This is a genomic window from Streptomyces sp. NPDC003035, assembly GCF_042888285.1.
In the GTDB taxonomy this organism is placed as follows: domain Bacteria; phylum Actinomycetota; class Actinomycetes; order Streptomycetales; family Streptomycetaceae; genus Streptomyces.
Genome location: NZ_JBIAPJ010000004.1, coordinates 417,821 through 435,961, shown reverse-complemented (window position 1 = coordinate 435,961; position 18,141 = coordinate 417,821). Strand labels below are relative to the sequence as shown.

Here is an 18,141-nt window from a genome sequence, read left to right as displayed (position 1 = left end):
TTCCGACGGACCGGCTGCTGTTCCGCGTCAGTTCTGGTGCGACTCGTAGTGCGCGACCGCGTCCGCCGTGCGCCCGGCGCCGTACACCCGGAGGAACTCTGCCAGTTCCGGGTGGGCGGGGGCGAGCGAGTCGGCCGCATCGATGATGTCGCCGGCGGCCGCGACCGAGCGGAGCAGCGACTGGATCTCGCGGACCACGCGACGGACGGTCGGCGCGCCCGAGCTGGTGGTGGTCTGGCTGGTGCCGGTCAGCACGGAGCCGCCCTGGGACTTCTTGATCTCGCCCATGCGGTCGGTGGCCTCGGCCGCGCTGACGCTGCCGTCGGCGACCTGCGAGGCGAGCTCCTGAAGGGCCTGGACGCGCTGCACGACGGCCGGGTTGCCGATCTTGGCCCGCTGGCCGCTCATCAGCTGGGAGAGCATGGGTGCCGACAGTCCGAGCACAGCAGCGAGCCTCGCCTGATTCAGCCCGAGATCGTCGATCAGGCGACGGAAGAGCGCCCCCAGCGGCTCTCCGTACCAACTGCGCTGAAGCTCCCTGGCTCTTGCCGTGGCTTCTTGCTGCACTGCGTCCATTACTTCTCCCCATCCCTGCGGTTCGCCACTGCGAACCTCGTCAGCATCTTACGGAGCGTGGTCGCGGACCGGGAGTCCCAATCCTTTTGCAGGAAAGAGGGTGTGACCCGGTACTCTGTTCTCGTTCCGGGGCCTTAGCTCAGTTGGTAGAGCGCTGTCTTTGCATGGCAGATGTCAGGGGTTCGACTCCCCTAGGCTCCACCGGTGAAATGCCCTCTGATCTGCGGAAACGCGGTTCAGGGGGCATTTTTGGTGTGCCCACGGCGGTGCGCGTGGGTGCGCACGCATGGCGGGCCGAGGGGCGGGGATGGTGGTGCGGGTGTCGGGGCCTGCGGTTGCCGCGGGCCCCGACACCTTCCCTTGTCTACGCCGTGGAGCACAGAAGCGGAGGCGCCAGGCGGCAGTGGATCAGCGTCCTGCGAGGTGTGGGCCGGGGAAGTCGCGCACCACGGCGGTGCCGTCGCTCGCGGGGTTCCCAGTGGACAAGGAGGAGCGCCGCGAGCATCGGCCCGCAGGTCAGGAGTATGAACGTCATGACGTGGCCGCTGCGGTCGGTGAGCCGGCCAGGGCCGTCCGCCGTCCCGATGCGGCAGCCGCGTTCAGGAGGCGCTGAACGGCCCGGGAGCGATGCACGAGTCTGAGGCGACGTCCGCGCCGGGGCCACCAGCCGACGGCGGCGAGGAAGCCGGAGTCGCAGAAGGTGACTCGGGAGGTGTCCAGGACGAGGCCGGTGCAGCCGTCGTCGGATGCCGAGGCCAGGAGCGCACTCAGCGGGGCGGCGCTGTAACGATCGATCTCCCCGGCGAGGCGGACGACCAGCGTGGTGCCGAGGGTGGTGCAGGAGTCGATGACTATGACGCCGGGCGCGGTGTCCGCGCCCGAGTCGTGCAGGAGGGGAGGGGCGGGAGTCGCGAGAGGGCGGGCCAGTATCGGGGCGGTGCTTGAGGTACTCACATCTCCCTCAACGGCGCCCCCCTGGGACCGGGGAACGAGTCACGCGGCCCTTTCACTCCATGTGACCAGCGCCGATCCCCGGGAAGAGGGAAAGAGTCCACCCGGACGAGGGTGCCAGGCACGTGTGGGCGACCGAGGTCCCACGGCCGCGCGGGGTGACGTCCGGAACCGGCCCGGCCTCTACTCGTTCTGCGAAGCCCGCTGGCGCAAAGCCGCTGAGCACGGGACTCCGGCGGAACAGCCGACCGGTGCCGCGGGCTCGGGGACACGCCCCGGAGCTCCCTAGCAAGGGGAACTCGCCTGGCGGCGTGGGTCGTTCGTCTCTGTTCGGGCGGTGGTGCCGCACGTCCCGCCGTGTGCGGGCCGGGCGCCGATGGCGCGCCGGCCGGGAGGCCGAAAGTGGCCCAGGCGCTGCTGGCGGGGCTGGTCGCCCCCTCGGCCCGTACGGAGGTGCTGGCACGCCTGCAGTCCACCCTCAACGCCGGCCTCGCCGTCGGCGCCGGGATCGGCGGCCTCGCCCTGCACGCGGGCACCCGTCACGCCTATCTGTCCCTCTTCGCGCTGGACGCGGCCGGGTTCCTGCTCTGCGCCCTGGTGCTGCGCGGCCTGCCGTCCGTGCCCGCCACCCCGGCCGCGACCGCCGGCGAACCCCGCCTGGCGGTGCTCCGCGACCGCCCGTACGCGCTGCTCACTCTCCTCAACGCGCTGTTGCTCCTGCGGCTCCCGCTGCTCAGCCTCGCCCTGCCGCTGTGGATCGTCGAGCGGACCACGGCGCCCGGCTGGATCGTCTCGGCACTGTTCGTGCTCAACACGGCGGCCGTCATGCTCCTCCAGGTACGGACGGCCAGGGCGGTGACCGGACTTCCCCAGGCCACGCGCGCGGTGGGCCGGTCCGGGGCCGTCATGCTCGCCTCCTGCGCCGTGTTCGCCGTGACGGGCACCGGCCTCGGGCCGTGGACGACCGTCGCGGTCCTCGGCCTCGGCGCCGTGCTCCAGGTCGCCGCGGAGATGCGCCACTCCGCCGGGTCCTGGCAGATCGGCTTCGCCCTCGCGCCGGCCGGCCGGATCGGGCAGTACCAGGGCTTCTACGGCACCGGCGTCCCGGTCGCGCGGACCCTCGGCCCGCTGCTCGTCACGACGCTCCTGGTGAGCTGGGGAACGCCGGGCTGGCTCGTCCTCGGCGCGATCTTCCTGCTGGCCGCCGCGGCGACGAGACCCGCGGTCCGGTGGGCGAGAGGACGCGCGCGCAGGCGCCCGCCACCGACGGGGCGACGCAGCTCGTCGGCGCCCGCTGAGCCGGACGGGTGGTGTTCATCGGAAGAACTGCGCGGTGACGGCGTCGCTCCGAGAAATCCCGGCACTGGTCCACATCATGAGGAAGGTACGAAAAGCGCGCAATTCGAAATGAACCATCCGAGAACGTCACGAAAGCGAGGGGCCATGGCCACCGCCAAGGTCAAGCAGTTCTGGACCGCCTTCATCTCCGTACTCTTCGCCCTGCTCGCCTCCGTCGGCCTGGCGAGCACCGCCACCGCCGCAAAGGCTCCCGCCGTCCAGCAGCCGGAGGAGCCGGCCTCCGCCACCACCGGCGCGCGCACCACCGCCGCCGTACCGGCACAGCGGGCGGCGTATCAGTGGCCCGCCGCGCGCGACCGCGCCCTGCCGCCCACGATCAAGCAGCGCATCCGCGCCGAGGCGCACAACTCCTCGCCCTCCGTCCGCCACCTGCGCGCCGACGCCCCGGTCGAGACCGCTCTCGCGGACCAGTCGGAGCTGTCGGACCTCGCACTCGCCGCGACGGCGAAGTAGGGCGCAGGGAGTCGAGATGCTCCCCGCGCCCCACGTTCCACCGCACGAGACCTCCCTGCCGGAGACGCCACCGCACCACGCGGAGGCAGCCCGCGGGCGGCGTCAGCGACGGTCGTCGCGATCCGTATCGGTCTCGGCTTCGCTTCCGGCTTCGGCCTCCTTGGCCTCCACCTCAGGATCGAGAGCCCCACTGCCGTCGACGGACGACAGCGGCGACGTCAGGGACGACGGTTCCGACAGGCCCTCATCGACCTCGGTGGGAGCGGGCGGTTCGACCAGCCAGTCCGGGTTGGCCTGCTTGTCCCACCACTTCCACGCGGCGAAGGCGCCGCCGGCCAGCACGCCGAGGACCGCCAGTCCCTTGGCGAGGCGTCCGGCCCTGGCCCGACGCTCGTGCTTCCTCACGATCTTCTGAATTTCCTTCGGTGTCACCTGTCCGCGCAGCGCGGCCCAGGCGGCCACCGAACGCGAACCCGCCTCGTCGAGGACGGGACCGGTCGCGGCGACCGCGTGCTCGACACGCGGAACGGTGTAGTCGGCCGCCTGACGGGCGGCCTTGCGGGTGACGTGCGCGGCACGCTGTGCGGCCTCGTCGACCCGCGGCGGTACATGCGGTGCGACATGGCAGGCGTACTGCATACGAGCCTGCTTACGGGCCCGCTGAGCCGCCTTCGAGACTTTCGGCGCGAGCCGGACCCGTGCCTCGTGCGCATAGAGCGCGGCGTGGTCCTTGGCCGTGCCGGCGTACTGCACGGCCTGGTGCTTGGCCGTGCCGGCGTAGGGCGCCACCACGTCCGCGGCGTGCAGCACGCTGTCCTTGGCCGAATCGGTCGCGGCGCGCACGCTGTCCATCCGGGTCACGGGATCCTCCTCGTCGGTGGCCTCATCGGTTTTTCGCCTTTCCACCCATTTCGAAATCATGCCTGCCGCGGCGCGGTCCGGCATGCGGGGCGGGCATCCGGGGCATTCCCCTGTCTCTTCCGTGCGAGGATGCGATGCGCGTCAGTGGAGACTTACGGAAGGCGGACCGTGGCCGAGCAGCTCTACGCCACCCTCAAGACCAGCCTGGGCGACATCGAGATTCGGCTGCTGCCGAACCACGCCCCGAAGACGGTCAGAAACTTCACCGAACTCGCGCAGGGCGAGCGGGAGTGGACGCACCCGGTCACCGGAAAGGTCGCCGCGGACCGTTTGTACGACGGCACCGTCTTCCACCGGGTCATCGAGGGCTTCATGATCCAGGGCGGCGATCCGCTGGGGAACGGCACGGGCGGGCCGGGGTACGAGTTCGCCGACGAGTTCCACCCGGAGCTCTTCTTCGACCGCCCCTACCTGCTGGCGATGGCCAACGCGGGTCCGGGCACCAACGGTTCGCAGTTCTTCATCACGCTCGGGGCGACGACCTGGCTGAACCGCAAGCACACGATCTTCGGCGAGGTCGTCGGCGCGGAGAGCAAGAAGGTCGTCGACGCGATCGCCGCGACGCCCGTCAACGCGAAGACCACGCGTCCCCTCGCCGACGTGGTCCTGGAGTCCGTCGTCATCGAGACCCGCTGACCGCACGGGAACCTTTCCGCCCCGCCCGTCCGTATCAGGAGGGCGGGGCGCTGCCTCGCCGCCCCATCTCCTCGGGAGGGATCTCCATGGAGCCGCAGTCCGGCCTGCCGCGCTGTTACCGCCACCCGGACGTCGAGACAGGCATCCGCTGCACCCGCTGCGACAAGCCGATCTGCCCGCAGTGCATGGTCTCCGCCTCCGTCGGCTTCCAGTGCCCGGACTGTGTGCGGAACGGCTCCGGCACGGGCCACGCGCCCGACGCCAACCAGCCCCGTACGCTCGCCGGCGGCCGGGTCGCGGCCGACGGGCGCTTCGTCACCAAGATCCTCATCGCGATCAACCTCGCCCTCTTCATCGCCGTCCAGGTGGCCGGCGACCGGCTCGTCGACGAGCTGACGCTGATCGGCGGCAACACCATCCTTCTGAACGGCGAAGTGGTGGGCGTCGCGGAGGGCGAGTGGTACCGGCTGCTGACCTCGACCGTCCTCCACCAGGAGGTCATGCACTTCCTCTTCAACATGCTGGGGCTGTGGGTCATCGGCGGGATCGTGGAGCCGGAGCTCGGCCGGAGCCGCTACGCCCTGCTCTGTCTGCTCTCCGGACTCTCCGGTTCCGCGCTCGCCTATCTGCTCGCGGCGCCGAACCAGCCCTCGCTGGGCGCCTCCGGCGTCGTCTTCGGCCTGATCGGCGCCTGGGCGGTGCTCACCCGCAGGCAGCGCTACGACATGCGGCCGGTGGTCCTCTTCGTGGCCCTGTCGCTGCTGCTGACCTTCACCCGCCCCGGCATCTCCTGGGAGGCGCACATCGGCGGCCTCGTCGGCGGCGCCCTGGTGGCCTACGGCCTGCTGCACGCCCCCCGGGCCCGGCGGAACGTCGTCCAGTACACGGCCTGTGGACTGGTGCTCCTGATCGACCTGGGCCTCATCCTCGCCCGCTCGGCCGCGCTCACCTGAGCGTCGAGGGCTGTGGACGAGCTCCCCGGTAAAGCTTTCCCCAGAGTTATCCACAGCGCGTGGCGGCTCGTGCGGATCCCCTGGGGAACGACTGCGCCCCTCGCCGCTGAGCTGGGATTTTCCAGCGGCGGCGAGGGGCGGGGCACTCTTTTGGCGGGCGTGCGGCAGTCACACCGGCGTCAACCTACCCTGGAGTTATCCACAGATCTTCGTAAGTTATCCAGTGCTGTGCACAACGCTGTGGATAAGTTCAGGGCAGGGCTTGACGAGCAGGGCGCGGAAAAGCTACTTCCACTGGGTGGAGACGCCGAACCCCGCGGCGATGAAGCCGAAGCCCACCACGATGTTCCAGTTGTTGAGGGACTTCACCGGCAGCGTTCCGTCGGTGACGTAGAAGACGACGATCCACACCAGCCCGATCGCGAACAGCGCCAGCATCACGGGAGCCACCCAGCTGCGGTTGGTCAGCTTGATGTTGGTGGCCTGCTTGGCGGGCGGGGGCGTGAAGTCGGCCTTCTTGCGGATACGTGACTTCGGCACGAGGGACTCTCCTGTCGATGCGCTGCGTGACCGCGCAGGGAACTGTGGCTGGCGCCGGGGCGGGACGGCTGGGTGACGTAGGAGGACCACTGCGTCCCCCGGGCGTCCGTTAGCGTAGTGGTTCCGCGGCACCGAAGGGGATCAGGGTACGTTGAGCAATTCCGCCGTCTCCTCCCCCGGGCCGGGCCGACCCACCAGGTGGCGCCCCGTCCGGGTGCTGACCGCTGCCGTTTTCGCCCTCGCCGGACTGATCTTCGTGACCAGTTTCAACACCGCGAAGGGCACCAACATCCGGACGGACGCCTCCCTGCTGAGGCTCTCCGACCTGATCCAGGAGCGCAGCCACAAGAACGCCGGCCTGGACGAGTCCACCGCCACCCTGCGCGGACAGGTCGACGCCCTCGCCGCCCGCGACGACGGCTCCACCCGCGCCGAGGACGAGAAGCTGCGCGCCCTGGAGACCGCCGCCGGGACCACCCCGACCTCGGGATCCGGCCTGACCGTCACCCTCAACGACGCCCCGCCGAACGCCCAGGCCGCCCCCGGCTACCCCGAGCCGCAGGCCAACGACCTCGTCATCCACCAGCAGGACCTCCAGGCCGTCGTGAACGCCCTGTGGAAGGGCGGGGCCCAGGGCATCAAGGTCATGGACCAGCGGCTGATCTCCACCAGCGCCGTGCGCTGCGTGGGCAACACCCTGATCCTCCAGGGCCGCGTCTACTCGCCTCCGTACAAGATCACCGCTGTGGGCGACCGAGGGAAGCTGAACAAGGCGCTCGCCGACTCGCCCGCCGTCCAGAACTACCAGCTGTACGTGAAGGCGTACGGGCTCGGCTGGAAAGTGGACGAGCACAGGGCGGTGACTCTTCCCGGCTACTCCGGCACAGTGGATCTCCACTACGCGAAGCCTGTGAGCTGACTGCTGTGAGCTGACTGCGGGGAGGCCCGGCCGGTGGCGGTGCGAATGATCGTCAGGACGTTCAGCGAACTGTGCATCACCGCCGGAGCCCTGATCGTCCTCTTCGTCGCGTACGTGATGTTCTGGACCGGCGTCCAGGCCGAGAGCGCCACGGCCGGCCAGATCGACACCCTGCAGCAGGAGTGGGTCGAGCAGCCCGTCCCCGACGCCACGGCGGCGCCCCCGCCACCCCCGAAGGCGTACACGCCGGGCCGGGGCATCGCCGTCATGTACGTCCCCCGCCTCGGCGGGAAGTGGGAGTGGCCCGTCCTGGAGGGCACCTCCCCGGCCGTCCTGAAGAAGGGACTCGGCCACTACGCCGCCACCGCCCGCCTCGGCGAGACCGGCAACTTCTCCGTGGCGGGGCACCGGCGCACGTACGGAGATCCGTTCAAGGACTTCCCCCGGCTGCGCCCGGGTGACGCGGTCGTCCTCACCGACGGCACGACCTGGTACACGTACCGCATCACCACGAAGCCGTACCGGACCGTTCCCACCGACGTCGGCGTGATCGACCCCGTGCCCCGGCCCCTGAGGAAGAACGCCGCCGGATTCGACCGGCCCGGCCGCTACCTCACCCTCACCACCTGCGAGCCCGAGTGGGGCAGCAGCCACCGGCTGATCGCCTGGGGGCGCCTGGACGCCACCCACCCTGTGACGCAGGGCAAGCCACCGGCTTTGGCCGGCTGACCCCTCAGGGCGCCGATGCCCCGTACTCTGGTGCCCGTAACGAACGGAAGGGGCAGTGGACGTCATGTACGGCTGGATCTGGCGGCATCTGCCGGGCAACGCGTGGGTCAGGGCGATCCTTTCGCTCGTCCTCGTCCTCGGGACCGTCTACGCCCTCTTCCAGTACGTGTTCCCCTGGGCGGAGCCACTGCTTCCGTTCAACGATGTGACGGTGGACCGATAGTGAGCGCGCGGATTCTCGTCGTCGACAACTACGACAGCTTCGTCTTCAACCTCGTCCAGTACCTCTACCAGCTCGGCGCCGAGTGCGAGGTGCTGCGCAACGACGAGGTCGAACTGAACCACGCCCAGGACGGTTTCGACGGCGTTCTGCTCTCGCCCGGCCCCGGCGCGCCCGAACAGGCCGGTGTCTGCATCGACATGGTGCGCCACTGCGCCACGACCGGCGTGCCCGTCTTCGGCGTCTGCCTGGGGATGCAGTCGATGGCGGTGGCGTACGGCGGTGTCGTCGACCGCGCCCCCGAACTGCTGCACGGCAAGACCTCGCTCGTCACCCACGAGGGCAAGGGCGTGTTCGCCGGCCTCCCGTCGCCGTTCACCGCGACGCGCTACCACTCGCTGGCCGCCGAGCCCGCGGCGCTCCCGGCCGATCTCGAGGTCACGGCGCGGACGGACGACGGCATCATCATGGGGCTGCGCCACCGTGATCTGGCCGTCGAAGGCGTGCAGTTCCACCCCGAGTCGGTGCTCACCGAGCACGGCCACCTGATGCTCGCCAACTGGCTGGAGCAGTGCGGCGACAAGGGGGCGGTGGGCCGGTCGGCGGGGCTCGCGCCGGTGGTGGGCAAGGCCGTCGCGTGACGGCGGGGTCGCCGTGGTTCCGGGCGACGAACCTGTCGGACCAGGAGCCCGAGCCGATACCGACGCCGACGCCGACGCCGGCACCTGCTCCGCAGTACGAGGCGCAGCAGTACGAGACGGCCGCGTACGAGCCGATACCGGCGCCTGAGGCGGGTTTCGCGACGTACGACGACGCGTACGGCACGACGTACGAGGCCGCGCCCGACATGACACAGGACGACACGCACGACGAGACGATGGCCCTGCGCACCGTGGAGCCCTCTCCCGCGCCCGTACCGGGCCCCGGCAGGGCCGAGCGCCGCCGCGCCGCCAAGGGCAGGGGCAAGGGGCGCAGGGGCGCGCCTGAGCCGGTCGCCGAGGCCCCCGCGGCCCCGCTCTCGCGCGTCGAGGCCCGCCGGGCCGCCCGGGCCCGCAAGGAGAGCGTCGGCGTCGTCGCCAGCCGCGTGGTGGGCGAGCTGTTCATCACCTTCGGCGTGGTCATGCTGCTCTTCGTCACGTACCAGCTGTGGTGGACGAACGTGCGCGCCGGTCAGCAGACCGACCGGGCCAAGGAGCAGATCGAGGACGCCTGGGCCAAGGGCCGCGCCCCCGGCGCGTTCGAGCCGGGGCAGGGCTTCGCCATCATGTACATCCCCAAGCTGGACGTGGTCGTCCCGGTCGCCGAGGGGATCAACAAGCCCAAGGTCCTGGACCGGGGCATGGTCGGCCACTACGCGGAGGGCGCCCTGAAGACGGCGATGCCCTCCGACAAGCAGGGCAACTTCGCGGTGGCCGGACACCGCAACACACACGGCGAACCCTTCCGCTACATCAACCGGCTGGAGCCCGGCGACCCGATCGTCGTCGAGACCCAGGACGCCTACTACACGTACGAGATGGCGAGCATCCTGCCCCAGACCTCGCCGTCGAACGTGTCGGTGATCGACCCGGTGCCGAAGCAGTCGGGCTTCACGGAGCCGGGGCGTTACATCACGCTGACCACCTGCACGCCCGAATTCACCAGTACGTACCGCATGATCGTGTGGGGCAAGATGGTCGAAGAACGCCCGCGCAGCAAGGGGAAACCGGACGCGCTCGTAGGCTGAGACCCTACGACCCCCACACTTCAGGACGGGACGACGTCAGTGGCACGTGCGCGCAACCGGATCGCCGGAGTCATCAGTTTCTTCGGTGAGCTTCTCATCACCGCGGGCCTGGTCCTCGGCCTCTTCGTCGTCTACTCGCTGTGGTGGACCAACGTCCTCGCCGACCGCGCCGCCGACAAGGAAGGCAACCAGGTCCGCGACCGCTGGGCGGACGGCCCGGGCGCCCTGGACACCAAGGACGGCATCGGCTTCCTGCACGTCCCGGCGATGGGCGGCGGCGAGATACTGGTCAAGAAGGGCACGGACACCGAGACGCTGAACAACGGTGTCGCCGGCTACTACCTCGACCCGGTGAAGTCGGCCCTCCCGCAGGACAAGCAGGGCAACTTCACGCTCGCCGCGCACCGGGACGGGCACGGGGCGAAGTTCCACAACATCCACAAGTTGAAGAACGGCGACTCGATCGTCTTCGAGTCCAAGGACACGTGGTTCGTCTACAAGGTCTACAAGTCCCTGCCGCAGACGACGAAGTACAACGTGGACGTCCTCCAGCCGGTCCCGAAGGTGTCGGGCAAGACCAAGCCGGGCCGCTACATCACGCTGACGACGTGCACGCCGATGTACACGTCGGACTACCGGTACATCGTGTGGGGCGAGCTGGAACGCACGGAGAAGGTGGACGCGGCGCGGACACCGCCGGCGGAGCTGCGGTGACCGGCTCCTACGAGGAGGCCGGTGGTCCTAGGACGGCCGAGGCCCACTCACTTCATGGCATGGATGGGCGCCGCGCGTGATCCCGCGCAGGCACAGAGCCCCGGCATCCTTCTGGATGCCGGGGCTCTGTGCATGGGGGGGCGGTGCGGCTAGTCGAAGAAGCCGCCGCCGTTGCCGTCGTTTCCGCCGTCGCCGCCCACCGTGAAGACGGTGACCGTCTGACCGGGGGTGGCCGGGCTGCCCTCCGGCGGGTTCGTGCCCATGACCGTCGCGTTGTTCTTGTCCGAGCCCTGCTGCTGCACGCTCAGGCCCAAGGCCTCGAGCTGCAGCTTCACTTCCTCGAACTTCTTGCCCGTGAGACCCGTCGGGATCGTCGTCTGGGTCTGCTGCGGGCCCTTGGAGACCTTCAGCGTGATCTGGACGTCCTTGGCCTGCTGCGTCTCACCGTCGGGGCTCTGGCCGAGGACCGTGCCGGCGGGCTGCTGCGAGTCCTCCGGCTGCTGGGTGATGTTGGTGAACCCGAGCTGGTTGAGCTGCTGGATCGCGAGATTGACGTCCCGGCCGGTGACGTCGGGAAGCCGTGTCTGCTTCTTCTTCGCCACCGTGATCGTGACCTCGGAGTTCTGCTCGGCCTTGGAGCCGCCCGGCGGGTTCTGCTCGAGGACGCGGCCGACCTCTTCGTCGGACTCCTGGTACTTGATCTTGACCTTGAAGCCCTTGTCCTTGAGGGACTGCTCCGCGCTCTCCTGCGACTTCTCGGTGACGTCCGGGACCTCGACCTGCGGCGCGCCCTCGGAGACGACGACGGAGATCGTCTCGCCGATGTTCATCTTGGCCACGCCGTCGGCCACGGGGGTCTGGCTACAGATCTTGCCCGCGGGCTGGTCACAGCGCTCGGAGCCCGACTGGGCCACCTTCACCTGGGCGTTGGTCGCCAGGCCCTCGGCTTCCTTGAGCGTGTGGCCGACCAGTTGCGGCACGGGCACCTGGTCCGCGCCTTCCTTGGTCTTGAACACCGCCTGGCCGATCAGGATCGCGCCGACCAGCACCAGGATGCCCGCGAGCACCAGCAGGATCGTCGAGGTGTTCGACTTCTTCTGCTGGCGGCGGCGGTCCGGACGGTCGTCGTAGCCATAGCCGCCGTCGTCCGGGTTCATCGGCGGAAGCATCGAGGTCTGGCCGGCCGGGTCGGTCTGGCGCAGCGCCGTCGTCGGCTGGTCGTCCGGCGGGTAGCCGCCGTAACCGTTTCCGTAACCGCCGCCGTACCCCGCCGCACCCATCGCGGCCGCTGCCGCGACCGGCTGCCCGTCGAGGCAGGCCTCGATGTCGGCCCGCATCTCGTCCGCGGACTGGTAGCGGTAGTCGGGGTCCTTGACCAGCGCCTTCAGGACGATGGCGTCCATCGACGGCGTGATCTCGGGGTCGAAGTTGCTCGGCGGCTGCGGCTCCTCCCGTACGTGCTGGTACGCGACCGCGACCGGTGAGTCGCCCACGAAGGGCGGCCGGACGGTCAGCAGCTCGTACAGCAGACAGCCGGTGGAGTACAGGTCGGAGCGGGCGTCGACCTGCTCGCCCTTGGCCTGCTCAGGGGAGAGGTACTGCGCCGTGCCGATGACCGCCGCGGTCTGCGTCATGGTCATGCCCGCGTCGCCCATGGCGCGCGCGATGCCGAAGTCCATGACCTTGACCTGACCGGTCCGCGTCAGCATGACGTTCGCCGGCTTGATGTCACGGTGCACGATGCCGGCGCGGTGCGAGTACTCCAGCGCCTGGAGGATGCCGACCGTCATCTCGAGCGTGCGCTCGGGCAGCAGCTTGCGCCCGGAGTGCAGCAGCTCACGCAGGGTCGAGCCGTCCACGTACTCCATCACGATGTACGGGATGGAGACGCCGGAGCCCCCGCCCGAGGCGCTGTCGTACACCATGTCCTCGCCGGTGTCGTAGACAGCGACGATCGCGGGGTGGTTGAGCGAGGCGGCCGACTGGGCCTCACGGCGGAACCGGGCCTGGAAGGACGGGTCGCGGGCGAGGTCGGCCCGCAGCGTCTTCACGGCGACGGTGCGGCCGAGCCGGGTGTCGTGGGCGAGGTAGACCTCCGCCATGCCACCACGGCCGAGCACCGAGCCCAGCTCGTACCGGCCGCCGAGGCGACGCGGCTCTTCCATAACTGATCCAGCCCTCTCCGTCTGTCCCGACCGCACCCGTGTGTGGTCCGGCGGTGTGCTGTTCGCGCATACGCTACCGGCCACGGGAAGGCGTTCCGCCCGCGACCGGCACCTGATACCTGACCGGTACCTGGCCGGTACTGGCCAGTGCCCGGCCGCAGGGTCAGCCCCTGCTCTTCACTACCGCCTTCATGACATCCCGGGCGATCGGGGCGGCGAGACCGCCACCGCTGATGTCCTCGCGGTTCGTGCCGGCGGAGTCCTCGACGATCACGGCGACGGCGACCGGGGAGCCCTGGTCGGTCTTGGCGTAGGAGATGAACCAGGCGTAGGGACGCTTGGCGTTCTTCTCGCCGTGCTGGGCCGTACCCGTCTTGCCGCCGACCTTCACGCCGTCCATGTTCAGATCGGCCTTGCCGCCCGTGCCGTTCTCGACGACGTTCTCCATCATCCGCTGGAGCTGCTGCGCGGTCTGCGCGGAGACCGGACGGCTCATCTCCTCGGGCTCGTTCTGCTTGATCACGTCGAGGTTCGGCGCCTCGAGCTTGTCGATCATGTACGGCTTCATCAGCTTGCCGTCATTGGCGATCGCGGCCGTGACCATGGCCATCTGGAGCGGGGTGGTCGCGGTGTTGAACTGGCCGATGGAGGACAGCGCGTTACCGCCGCGGTCCATCTGCTTGTCGTAGACGGAGGCCGCCGAGCGGACCGGGGTGAACTGCTCCGCGTTGAAGCCGAACTTCTCGGCCGTCTCGACCATCTTGTCGCGGCCGACGTCGTCACCGAGCTTGGCGAAGACGGAGTTGCAGGAGACCTCCAGCGCCTTGTTCAGGCTGGCGTTCTCACACCCGCTCGCGTGGTTGACCATGTTCTTCGTCGAAAGCGGGATCTTGTACGGCTCGGGGGTGTCCGTCGGCGCGTTGATGTCGGTGACCTTGCCGCTCTCCAGCGCCGCGGCCGCCGTGACGACCTTGAAGACGGAGCCGGGCGGGTAGATCTCGCGCAGGGCGCGGTTGAGCTTCGGCTTGCTCTTGTCCTTCTCCAGCGCGACCCACGCCTTCTCGTCCTTCGCGGAGTAGCCGGCGAAGGAGGAGGGGTCGTACGAAGGGGTCGAGGCGAGCGCGAGGATCTTGCCGGTCTTCGGCTCGATGGCCACGACCGCGCCCGTCTTGCTGCCGAGGCCCTCGAAGGCGGCCTTCTGGGCGGCGCCGCTCAGCGTCGTGACGACGTTGCCGCCCTTCTTCTTGTCGCCCGTGAACATCGACAGGGTGCGGTCGAAGAAGAGCCGGTCGTCGTTGCCGGTGAGGATGCCGTCCTCGATCTTCTCGAGCTGGTTGGCGTCGTACGCCTGCGAGGCGTAGCCGGTCACCGGCGCCCACATGGGGCCGTCGATGTAGGTCCGCTTGAACCGGTAGTACGGGTCCTGGGAGTCCACGGAGCCGGTGATGCGCTTGCCGTCCACGATGATGTTGCCGCGCTCGTTGGCGTACCGCTCGATCGTGACGCGGCGGTTCTTCGGGTGCGCGTTCAGCTCGTCGGCGCGGACGTACTGGAGCCAGTTGTCGCGGAGCAGCAGGGCGAGGACCAGCAGGCCGCAGAAGACGGCGACCCGGCGCAGGGGCTTGTTCACGGACGGACCACCTGGGTCATCTCGGCGTCGGGGGACGGTGCGGGGGCGGGCGCCGGGCGGCGCGCGGTGTCGCTGATCCGGATCAGGATGCCGATCAGGGCCCAGTTGGCGATCACGGAGGAACCGCCGTACGCGAGGAACGGCATCGTCATACCGGTCAGCGGGATCAGGCCCATCACACCGCCGGCGACGACGAAGACCTGGAGCGCGAAGGCGCCGGACAGGCCCATCGCGAGCAGCTTGCCGAACGGGTCGCGGGCCGCGAGCGCGGTGCGGACACCGCGCTCGATGATCAGGCCGTACAGGAGCAGGAAGACCATGACGCCGGCCAGTCCGAGCTCCTCGCCGACGGTGGCGAAGATGAAGTCGGAGTTGGCGGCGAAGCCGATCAGGTCGGAGTTGCCCTGGCCGAGGCCGGTGCCCAGGATGCCGCCGGAGCCGAAGGACATCAGCACCTGGGTCATCTGGTCACAGGCGGCGGCCATGTTCGATCCCTCGGGGGCCGTCTTCAGGCACTCGAAGGGGTCGAGCCAGGCGGCCACGCGGGACTTGACGTGGGTGGCGGTGGAGCCGACCACGACGGCGCCGGCGGTGGACATCAGCAGACCCATGACGACCCAGCTGGTCCGCTCCGTCGCCACGTACAGCATGATCACGAACATGCCGAAGAACAGCAGCGACGTACCGAGATCGTTCTCGAAGACCAGGATGAGAAGGCTGACGGCCCAGATGGTGAGGATCGGGCCGAGGTCACGGCCACGCGGCAGGTAGAGGCCCATGAAGCGGCGGCTGGCCAGGGCCAGCGCGTCCCTTTTCACCATCAGATAGCCGGAGAAGAACACCGCCAGGACCAGTTTGGCGAACTCACCGGGCTGGATGGAGAAACCGCCGACGTTGATCCAGATCTTGGCGCCGAAGACGTCGGCGCCGAGGCCCGGCACGAGCGGCAGCAGCAGCAGCACGAGGGCCGCCACCATCGAGATGTACGTGTAGCGCTGGAGGACCCGGTGATCCTTCAGGATCAGCAGGACACCCACGAACATCGCGACCGCGATCGCCGAGTACAGCATCTGGCTCGGGGCGTCCGGGCTGAAGGTCTTGTAACGGGCGATGATGCGCGGCGACTGGTCCAGACGCCAGATCAGCACCAGGCCCATGCCGTTCAGCAGGGTCGCCAGCGGCAGCAGCAGCGGGTCGGCGTACGGCGCGAACTTGCGCACCACGAGGTGCGCGACGCTCGCGAGCAGGCCGAGGCCCAGCCCGTACCCGAGCATGCCCGCGGGCACCTCGCCGTCGATCGCCAGGCCCACGTTGAGGTAGGCGAACACCGGGATGACGACGGCGAACGCCAGCAGCGCCAGCTCGGTGTTGCGCCGGCTCGGCGCCTCGATCGCGCCGATGGTGGTCGTGTTGGTGACAACGCTCATGGTGGTGAAAGGCCCCCTACGGGTGCTTACTGCTTGCCGCAGTTCGAGGCCAGCTTCTGCTCGTCCTCCGTGAGGGTGGGGCTCGGGGAGGGAGCGGCTGTGGTGGGCTTGGAGTCGGGGGTGGAACCGTCGGCGGGCGGCTTGCTCGCCTGGTCCGCGGCCTTGTCGGCGGCCTCGCGGCGCTGCTCGGCCTTCTTGCACGCCGACGCCTGCGCGGAGAGCTCCGCGATCTTCGTCTGCGCCTTGCCGAGGCTGCCGCCGGCGATCGTGTCCTCGACCTGCTTGCGCTGGTACGGCGGGAGGTACTTGAGTTCGATCTCGGGGTGGTCCTTCTGGACCTCCGAGAGCGAGACCCACGCCAGGTCCTGACTGATGCCCCGGTACAGCGCCACGTGCTCGTCCTTGGAGCCGACGTAGTACTGGGTCTGCGTCCAGCGGTAACCGCCGTACGCGCCGCCGCCGAGCACGGCGAGCGCCAGGAGCAGGAAGAAGCTCCGCTTCAGCCACTTACGGCCGGTGCGCGGCTTGGCGTACTTGTCGAGGTTCTCGTCGCTGTAGGCCCCGAAGGAGCCCTGCGGAGGCATCCCGCCGTAACCGTGGTCGTCGCCGCTGCCGGGCGGGCCGAAGCCGCCCGCGGGGGGCTGCTGGTGCGGCGCCGTGCGGCCCAGCCCGGAGGCCCGGCCGGCCGGGGTCTGCATCGCCCCGCCGTCGGCCTGCTGCACCTGGTTCTCGGCGACCGCGCCCACGATCACCGGGGTGTCGCTGAGCTGACCGGCGAGGGTGTCGCCGCCGTCGACGTCCAGGACGTCGGCCACGATCACCGTGATGTTGTCGGGGCCACCGCCGCGCAGCGCGAGCTGGATCAGCTCCTGCACGGTCTCCTGCGGGCCCTGATAGCTGGCGAGGGTGTCCTCCATCGTCTGGTGGGAGACGACTCCGGACAGCCCGTCGGAGCAGATCAGGTACCGGTCGCCGGCCCGCACCTCACGGATCGACAGATCCGGTTCGACATGGTCGCCACTGCCCAGCGCCCGCATGAGGAGCGAGCGCTGCGGGTGGGTCGTGGCCTCTTCCTCGGTGATCCGGCCCTCGTCGACGAGGCGCTGCACCCAGGTGTGGTCCTGGGTGATCTGCGTGAGCACCCCGTCGCGCAGCAGGTACGCCCGGGAGTCGCCGACGTGCACCAGGCCGAGGCGCTGACCGGTCCACAGCAGGGCGGTGAGCGTGGTGCCCATGCCCTCCAGCTGGGGGTCCTCCTCGACCATCATCCGCAGCTGGTCGTTGGCGCGCTGCACCGCGGCACCGAGCGAGGTGAGGATGTCCGAGCTGGGGACGTCGTCGTCGAGGGTGACGAGGGTGGAGATCACCTCGGAGGAGGCGACCTCACCGGCGGCCTGGCCGCCCATGCCGTCGGCGATGGCGAGCAGCCGGGGACCGGCGTAGCCGGAGTCCTCGTTGCCCTCGCGGATCATGCCCTTGTGCGACCCGGCGGCGAAGCGCAGTGACAGACTCATGCGCACCTGCCCTGTCGACGCCGCCTCGGGGTACAGCCGGTCTCGAGCCACACTGCCCACCCTCCGGTCGGGAGCCCGTGCCGGGACGCGGCCGGGACCTGGCGGTCCGCCGCGCGGCCCGCCGTGGGAACCGCCTCGGCCGGCTCGCTCCGCTCGCGCTCATTCATGACGTAGCACTACTTCCGCAGCTCGATGACGGTCTTGCCGATGCGGATCGGCGCGCCCAGCGGAATCGGCGTGGCCGTGGTGAGGCGGGTCCGGTCGAGATACGTGCCGTTGGTGGACCCGAGATCCTCGACGATCCACTGGCCGTCCCGGTCCGGGTAGATCCTGGCATGGCGGCTGGACGCGTAGTCGTCGTCCAGCACGATCGTCGAGTCGTGGGCCCGCCCCAGCGTGATGGTCTGCCCCTGCAGGGCGACCGTCGTGCCGGTGAGGGTGCCCTCGGAGACGACCAGCTTGGTCGGGGCGCCGCGGCGCTGCCGCCCGCCGCCCGTGTTCTGCTGTCCGCGCTGCTGAGGCGGCGCGGTGGCCGCCTGGCGTGCGTTCTGCTGCGGACGGGCGTCCTGGCGGCGCGAACCGCGCTGCGTGACACGCGTGCCGAACAGGTCGCTGCGGATGACCTGGACGGCCACGATCACGAACAGCCACAGAACGGCCAGGAAACCCAGCCGCATGACCGTCAGGGTCAGCTCTGACATTGCCCCC

18 protein-coding genes and 1 tRNA gene are annotated in these 18,141 nt (G+C 69.8%); 10 read left to right on the top strand and 9 right to left on the bottom strand.

Annotation, left to right across the window (positions count from 1 at the left end; translation table 11 throughout):
• Window positions 1-27: 27 nt before the first annotated feature.
• Window positions 28-576, bottom strand: coding sequence for a DNA-binding protein (locus tag ACFYV5_RS15195; RefSeq protein WP_355110696.1), 549 nt, complete (start codon window positions 574-576; stop codon window positions 28-30).
• A 128-nt stretch (window positions 577-704) separates the two neighbouring features.
• On the opposite strand from ACFYV5_RS15195, the gene ACFYV5_RS15190 reads away from it, so the two are divergent.
• Window positions 705-777: transfer RNA gene (locus ACFYV5_RS15190), tRNA-Ala, on the top strand.
• Between the two features lie 330 nt (window positions 778-1,107).
• Here the strand turns inward: ACFYV5_RS15190 and ACFYV5_RS15185 are convergent.
• A complete protein-coding gene (locus ACFYV5_RS15185) occupies window positions 1,108-1,530 on the bottom strand; it encodes an STAS domain-containing protein (RefSeq protein WP_355110695.1) in 423 nt (140 codons plus the stop codon).
• A 399-nt stretch (window positions 1,531-1,929) separates the two neighbouring features.
• Between ACFYV5_RS15185 and ACFYV5_RS15180 the strand changes: the two genes are divergently transcribed.
• On the top strand, window positions 1,930-3,339 hold the full coding sequence (locus tag ACFYV5_RS15180; RefSeq protein ID WP_389168544.1) for a DUF6344 domain-containing protein: 1,410 nt from the start codon (window positions 1,930-1,932) through the stop codon (window positions 3,337-3,339).
• Window positions 3,340-3,441: 102 nt separating this feature from the next.
• On the opposite strand, the gene ACFYV5_RS15175 is transcribed toward ACFYV5_RS15180, so the two are convergent.
• Window positions 3,442-4,200: a DUF5324 family protein gene (locus ACFYV5_RS15175; protein WP_355110987.1), complete on the bottom strand. Its 759-nt coding sequence runs from the start codon at window positions 4,198-4,200 to the stop codon at window positions 3,442-3,444.
• Between the two features lie 168 nt (window positions 4,201-4,368).
• Here ACFYV5_RS15175 and ACFYV5_RS15170 point away from each other — a divergent pair, with 168 nt between their 5' ends.
• Window positions 4,369-4,896, top strand: a complete 528-nt coding sequence (locus ACFYV5_RS15170; RefSeq protein WP_389168542.1) for a peptidylprolyl isomerase — start codon at window positions 4,369-4,371, stop codon at window positions 4,894-4,896.
• Between the two features lie 86 nt (window positions 4,897-4,982).
• Window positions 4,983-5,849, top strand: a complete 867-nt coding sequence (locus ACFYV5_RS15165) for a rhomboid family intramembrane serine protease (RefSeq protein WP_389168540.1) — start codon at window positions 4,983-4,985, stop codon at window positions 5,847-5,849.
• A gap of 285 nt (window positions 5,850-6,134) precedes the next feature.
• Here the strand turns inward: ACFYV5_RS15165 and crgA are convergent, their stop codons facing one another.
• Complete coding sequence (gene crgA, locus ACFYV5_RS15160; RefSeq protein ID WP_355110690.1) at window positions 6,135-6,389, bottom strand: cell division protein CrgA; 255 nt, start codon at window positions 6,387-6,389, stop codon at window positions 6,135-6,137.
• Between the two features lie 151 nt (window positions 6,390-6,540).
• Here crgA and ACFYV5_RS15155 point away from each other — a divergent pair, with 151 nt between their 5' ends.
• The 6 genes from ACFYV5_RS15155 to ACFYV5_RS15130 are packed head-to-tail and all read left to right on the top strand — an operon-like array spanning window position 6,541 to window position 10,697.
• Window positions 6,541-7,308, top strand: a complete 768-nt coding sequence (locus ACFYV5_RS15155; RefSeq protein ID WP_389168539.1) for a DUF881 domain-containing protein — start codon at window positions 6,541-6,543, stop codon at window positions 7,306-7,308.
• Between the two features lie 33 nt (window positions 7,309-7,341).
• Window positions 7,342-8,037, top strand: coding sequence for a class E sortase (locus ACFYV5_RS15150; protein WP_389168537.1), 696 nt, complete (start codon window positions 7,342-7,344; stop codon window positions 8,035-8,037).
• Window positions 8,038-8,092: 55 nt separating this feature from the next.
• Window positions 8,093-8,260, top strand: a complete 168-nt coding sequence (locus ACFYV5_RS15145) for a hypothetical protein (RefSeq protein ID WP_355111018.1) — start codon at window positions 8,093-8,095, stop codon at window positions 8,258-8,260.
• On the top strand, window positions 8,260-8,898 hold the full coding sequence (locus ACFYV5_RS15140; RefSeq protein ID WP_355110687.1) for an aminodeoxychorismate/anthranilate synthase component II: 639 nt from the start codon (window positions 8,260-8,262) through the stop codon (window positions 8,896-8,898). Before ACFYV5_RS15145 ends, ACFYV5_RS15140 begins: the two co-directional genes overlap by 1 nt.
• Window positions 8,895-9,983, top strand: coding sequence for a class E sortase (locus tag ACFYV5_RS15135; RefSeq protein WP_389168535.1), 1,089 nt, complete (start codon window positions 8,895-8,897; stop codon window positions 9,981-9,983). Before ACFYV5_RS15140 ends, ACFYV5_RS15135 begins: the two co-directional genes overlap by 4 nt.
• 39 nt (window positions 9,984-10,022) lie before the next feature.
• Window positions 10,023-10,697 (top strand): class E sortase, encoded by a 675-nt coding sequence (locus ACFYV5_RS15130; RefSeq protein WP_355110685.1) that lies wholly within the window; start codon window positions 10,023-10,025, stop codon window positions 10,695-10,697.
• Window positions 10,698-10,846: 149 nt separating this feature from the next.
• Here ACFYV5_RS15130 and pknB read toward each other — a convergent pair whose 3' ends face one another.
• From pknB to ACFYV5_RS15105, 5 genes are all read right to left on the bottom strand, one after another.
• A complete protein-coding gene (gene pknB / locus ACFYV5_RS15125) occupies window positions 10,847-12,862 on the bottom strand; it encodes a Stk1 family PASTA domain-containing Ser/Thr kinase (RefSeq protein WP_389168533.1) in 2,016 nt (671 codons plus the stop codon).
• A gap of 163 nt (window positions 12,863-13,025) precedes the next feature.
• Window positions 13,026-14,492 carry a penicillin-binding transpeptidase domain-containing protein gene (locus ACFYV5_RS15120; RefSeq protein ID WP_355110683.1) on the bottom strand — a complete coding sequence of 489 codons (1,467 nt, stop codon included), beginning with the start codon at window positions 14,490-14,492 and terminating at the stop codon, window positions 13,026-13,028.
• Entirely contained in the window at window positions 14,489-15,919 is a 1,431-nt protein-coding gene (locus ACFYV5_RS15115; RefSeq protein ID WP_355110682.1) for an FtsW/RodA/SpoVE family cell cycle protein, read from the bottom strand. Before ACFYV5_RS15115 ends, ACFYV5_RS15120 begins: the two co-directional genes overlap by 4 nt.
• 26 nt (window positions 15,920-15,945) lie before the next feature.
• The gene (locus tag ACFYV5_RS15110; RefSeq protein WP_355110681.1) at window positions 15,946-17,433 is read right to left on the bottom strand and encodes a Stp1/IreP family PP2C-type Ser/Thr phosphatase; all 1,488 of its coding nucleotides are present in this window, start codon (window positions 17,431-17,433) and stop codon (window positions 15,946-15,948) included.
• A gap of 176 nt (window positions 17,434-17,609) precedes the next feature.
• Window positions 17,610-18,134: an FHA domain-containing protein gene (locus ACFYV5_RS15105; protein ID WP_389168530.1), complete on the bottom strand. Its 525-nt coding sequence runs from the start codon at window positions 18,132-18,134 to the stop codon at window positions 17,610-17,612.
• Between the last annotated feature and the right edge of the window lie 7 nt (window positions 18,135-18,141).

What these genes read in the sequence shown, in the direction of transcription:
- ACFYV5_RS15110 (WP_355110681.1), bottom strand. Translation starts at nt 17,433, where the DNA reads ATGAGTCTGTCACTGCGCTTCGCCGCCGGGTCGCACAAGGGCATGATC.
- ACFYV5_RS15195 (WP_355110696.1), bottom strand. Translation starts at nt 576, where the DNA reads ATGGACGCAGTGCAGCAAGAAGCCACGGCAAGAGCCAGGGAGCTTCAG.
- ACFYV5_RS15165 (WP_389168540.1), top strand. Translation starts at nt 4,983, where the DNA reads ATGGAGCCGCAGTCCGGCCTGCCGCGCTGTTACCGCCACCCGGACGTC.
- pknB (WP_389168533.1), bottom strand. Translation starts at nt 12,862, where the DNA reads ATGGAAGAGCCGCGTCGCCTCGGCGGCCGGTACGAGCTGGGCTCGGTG.
- ACFYV5_RS15105 (WP_389168530.1), bottom strand. Translation starts at nt 18,134, where the DNA reads ATGTCAGAGCTGACCCTGACGGTCATGCGGCTGGGTTTCCTGGCCGTT.
- ACFYV5_RS15115 (WP_355110682.1), bottom strand. Translation starts at nt 15,919, where the DNA reads ATGAGCGTTGTCACCAACACGACCACCATCGGCGCGATCGAGGCGCCG.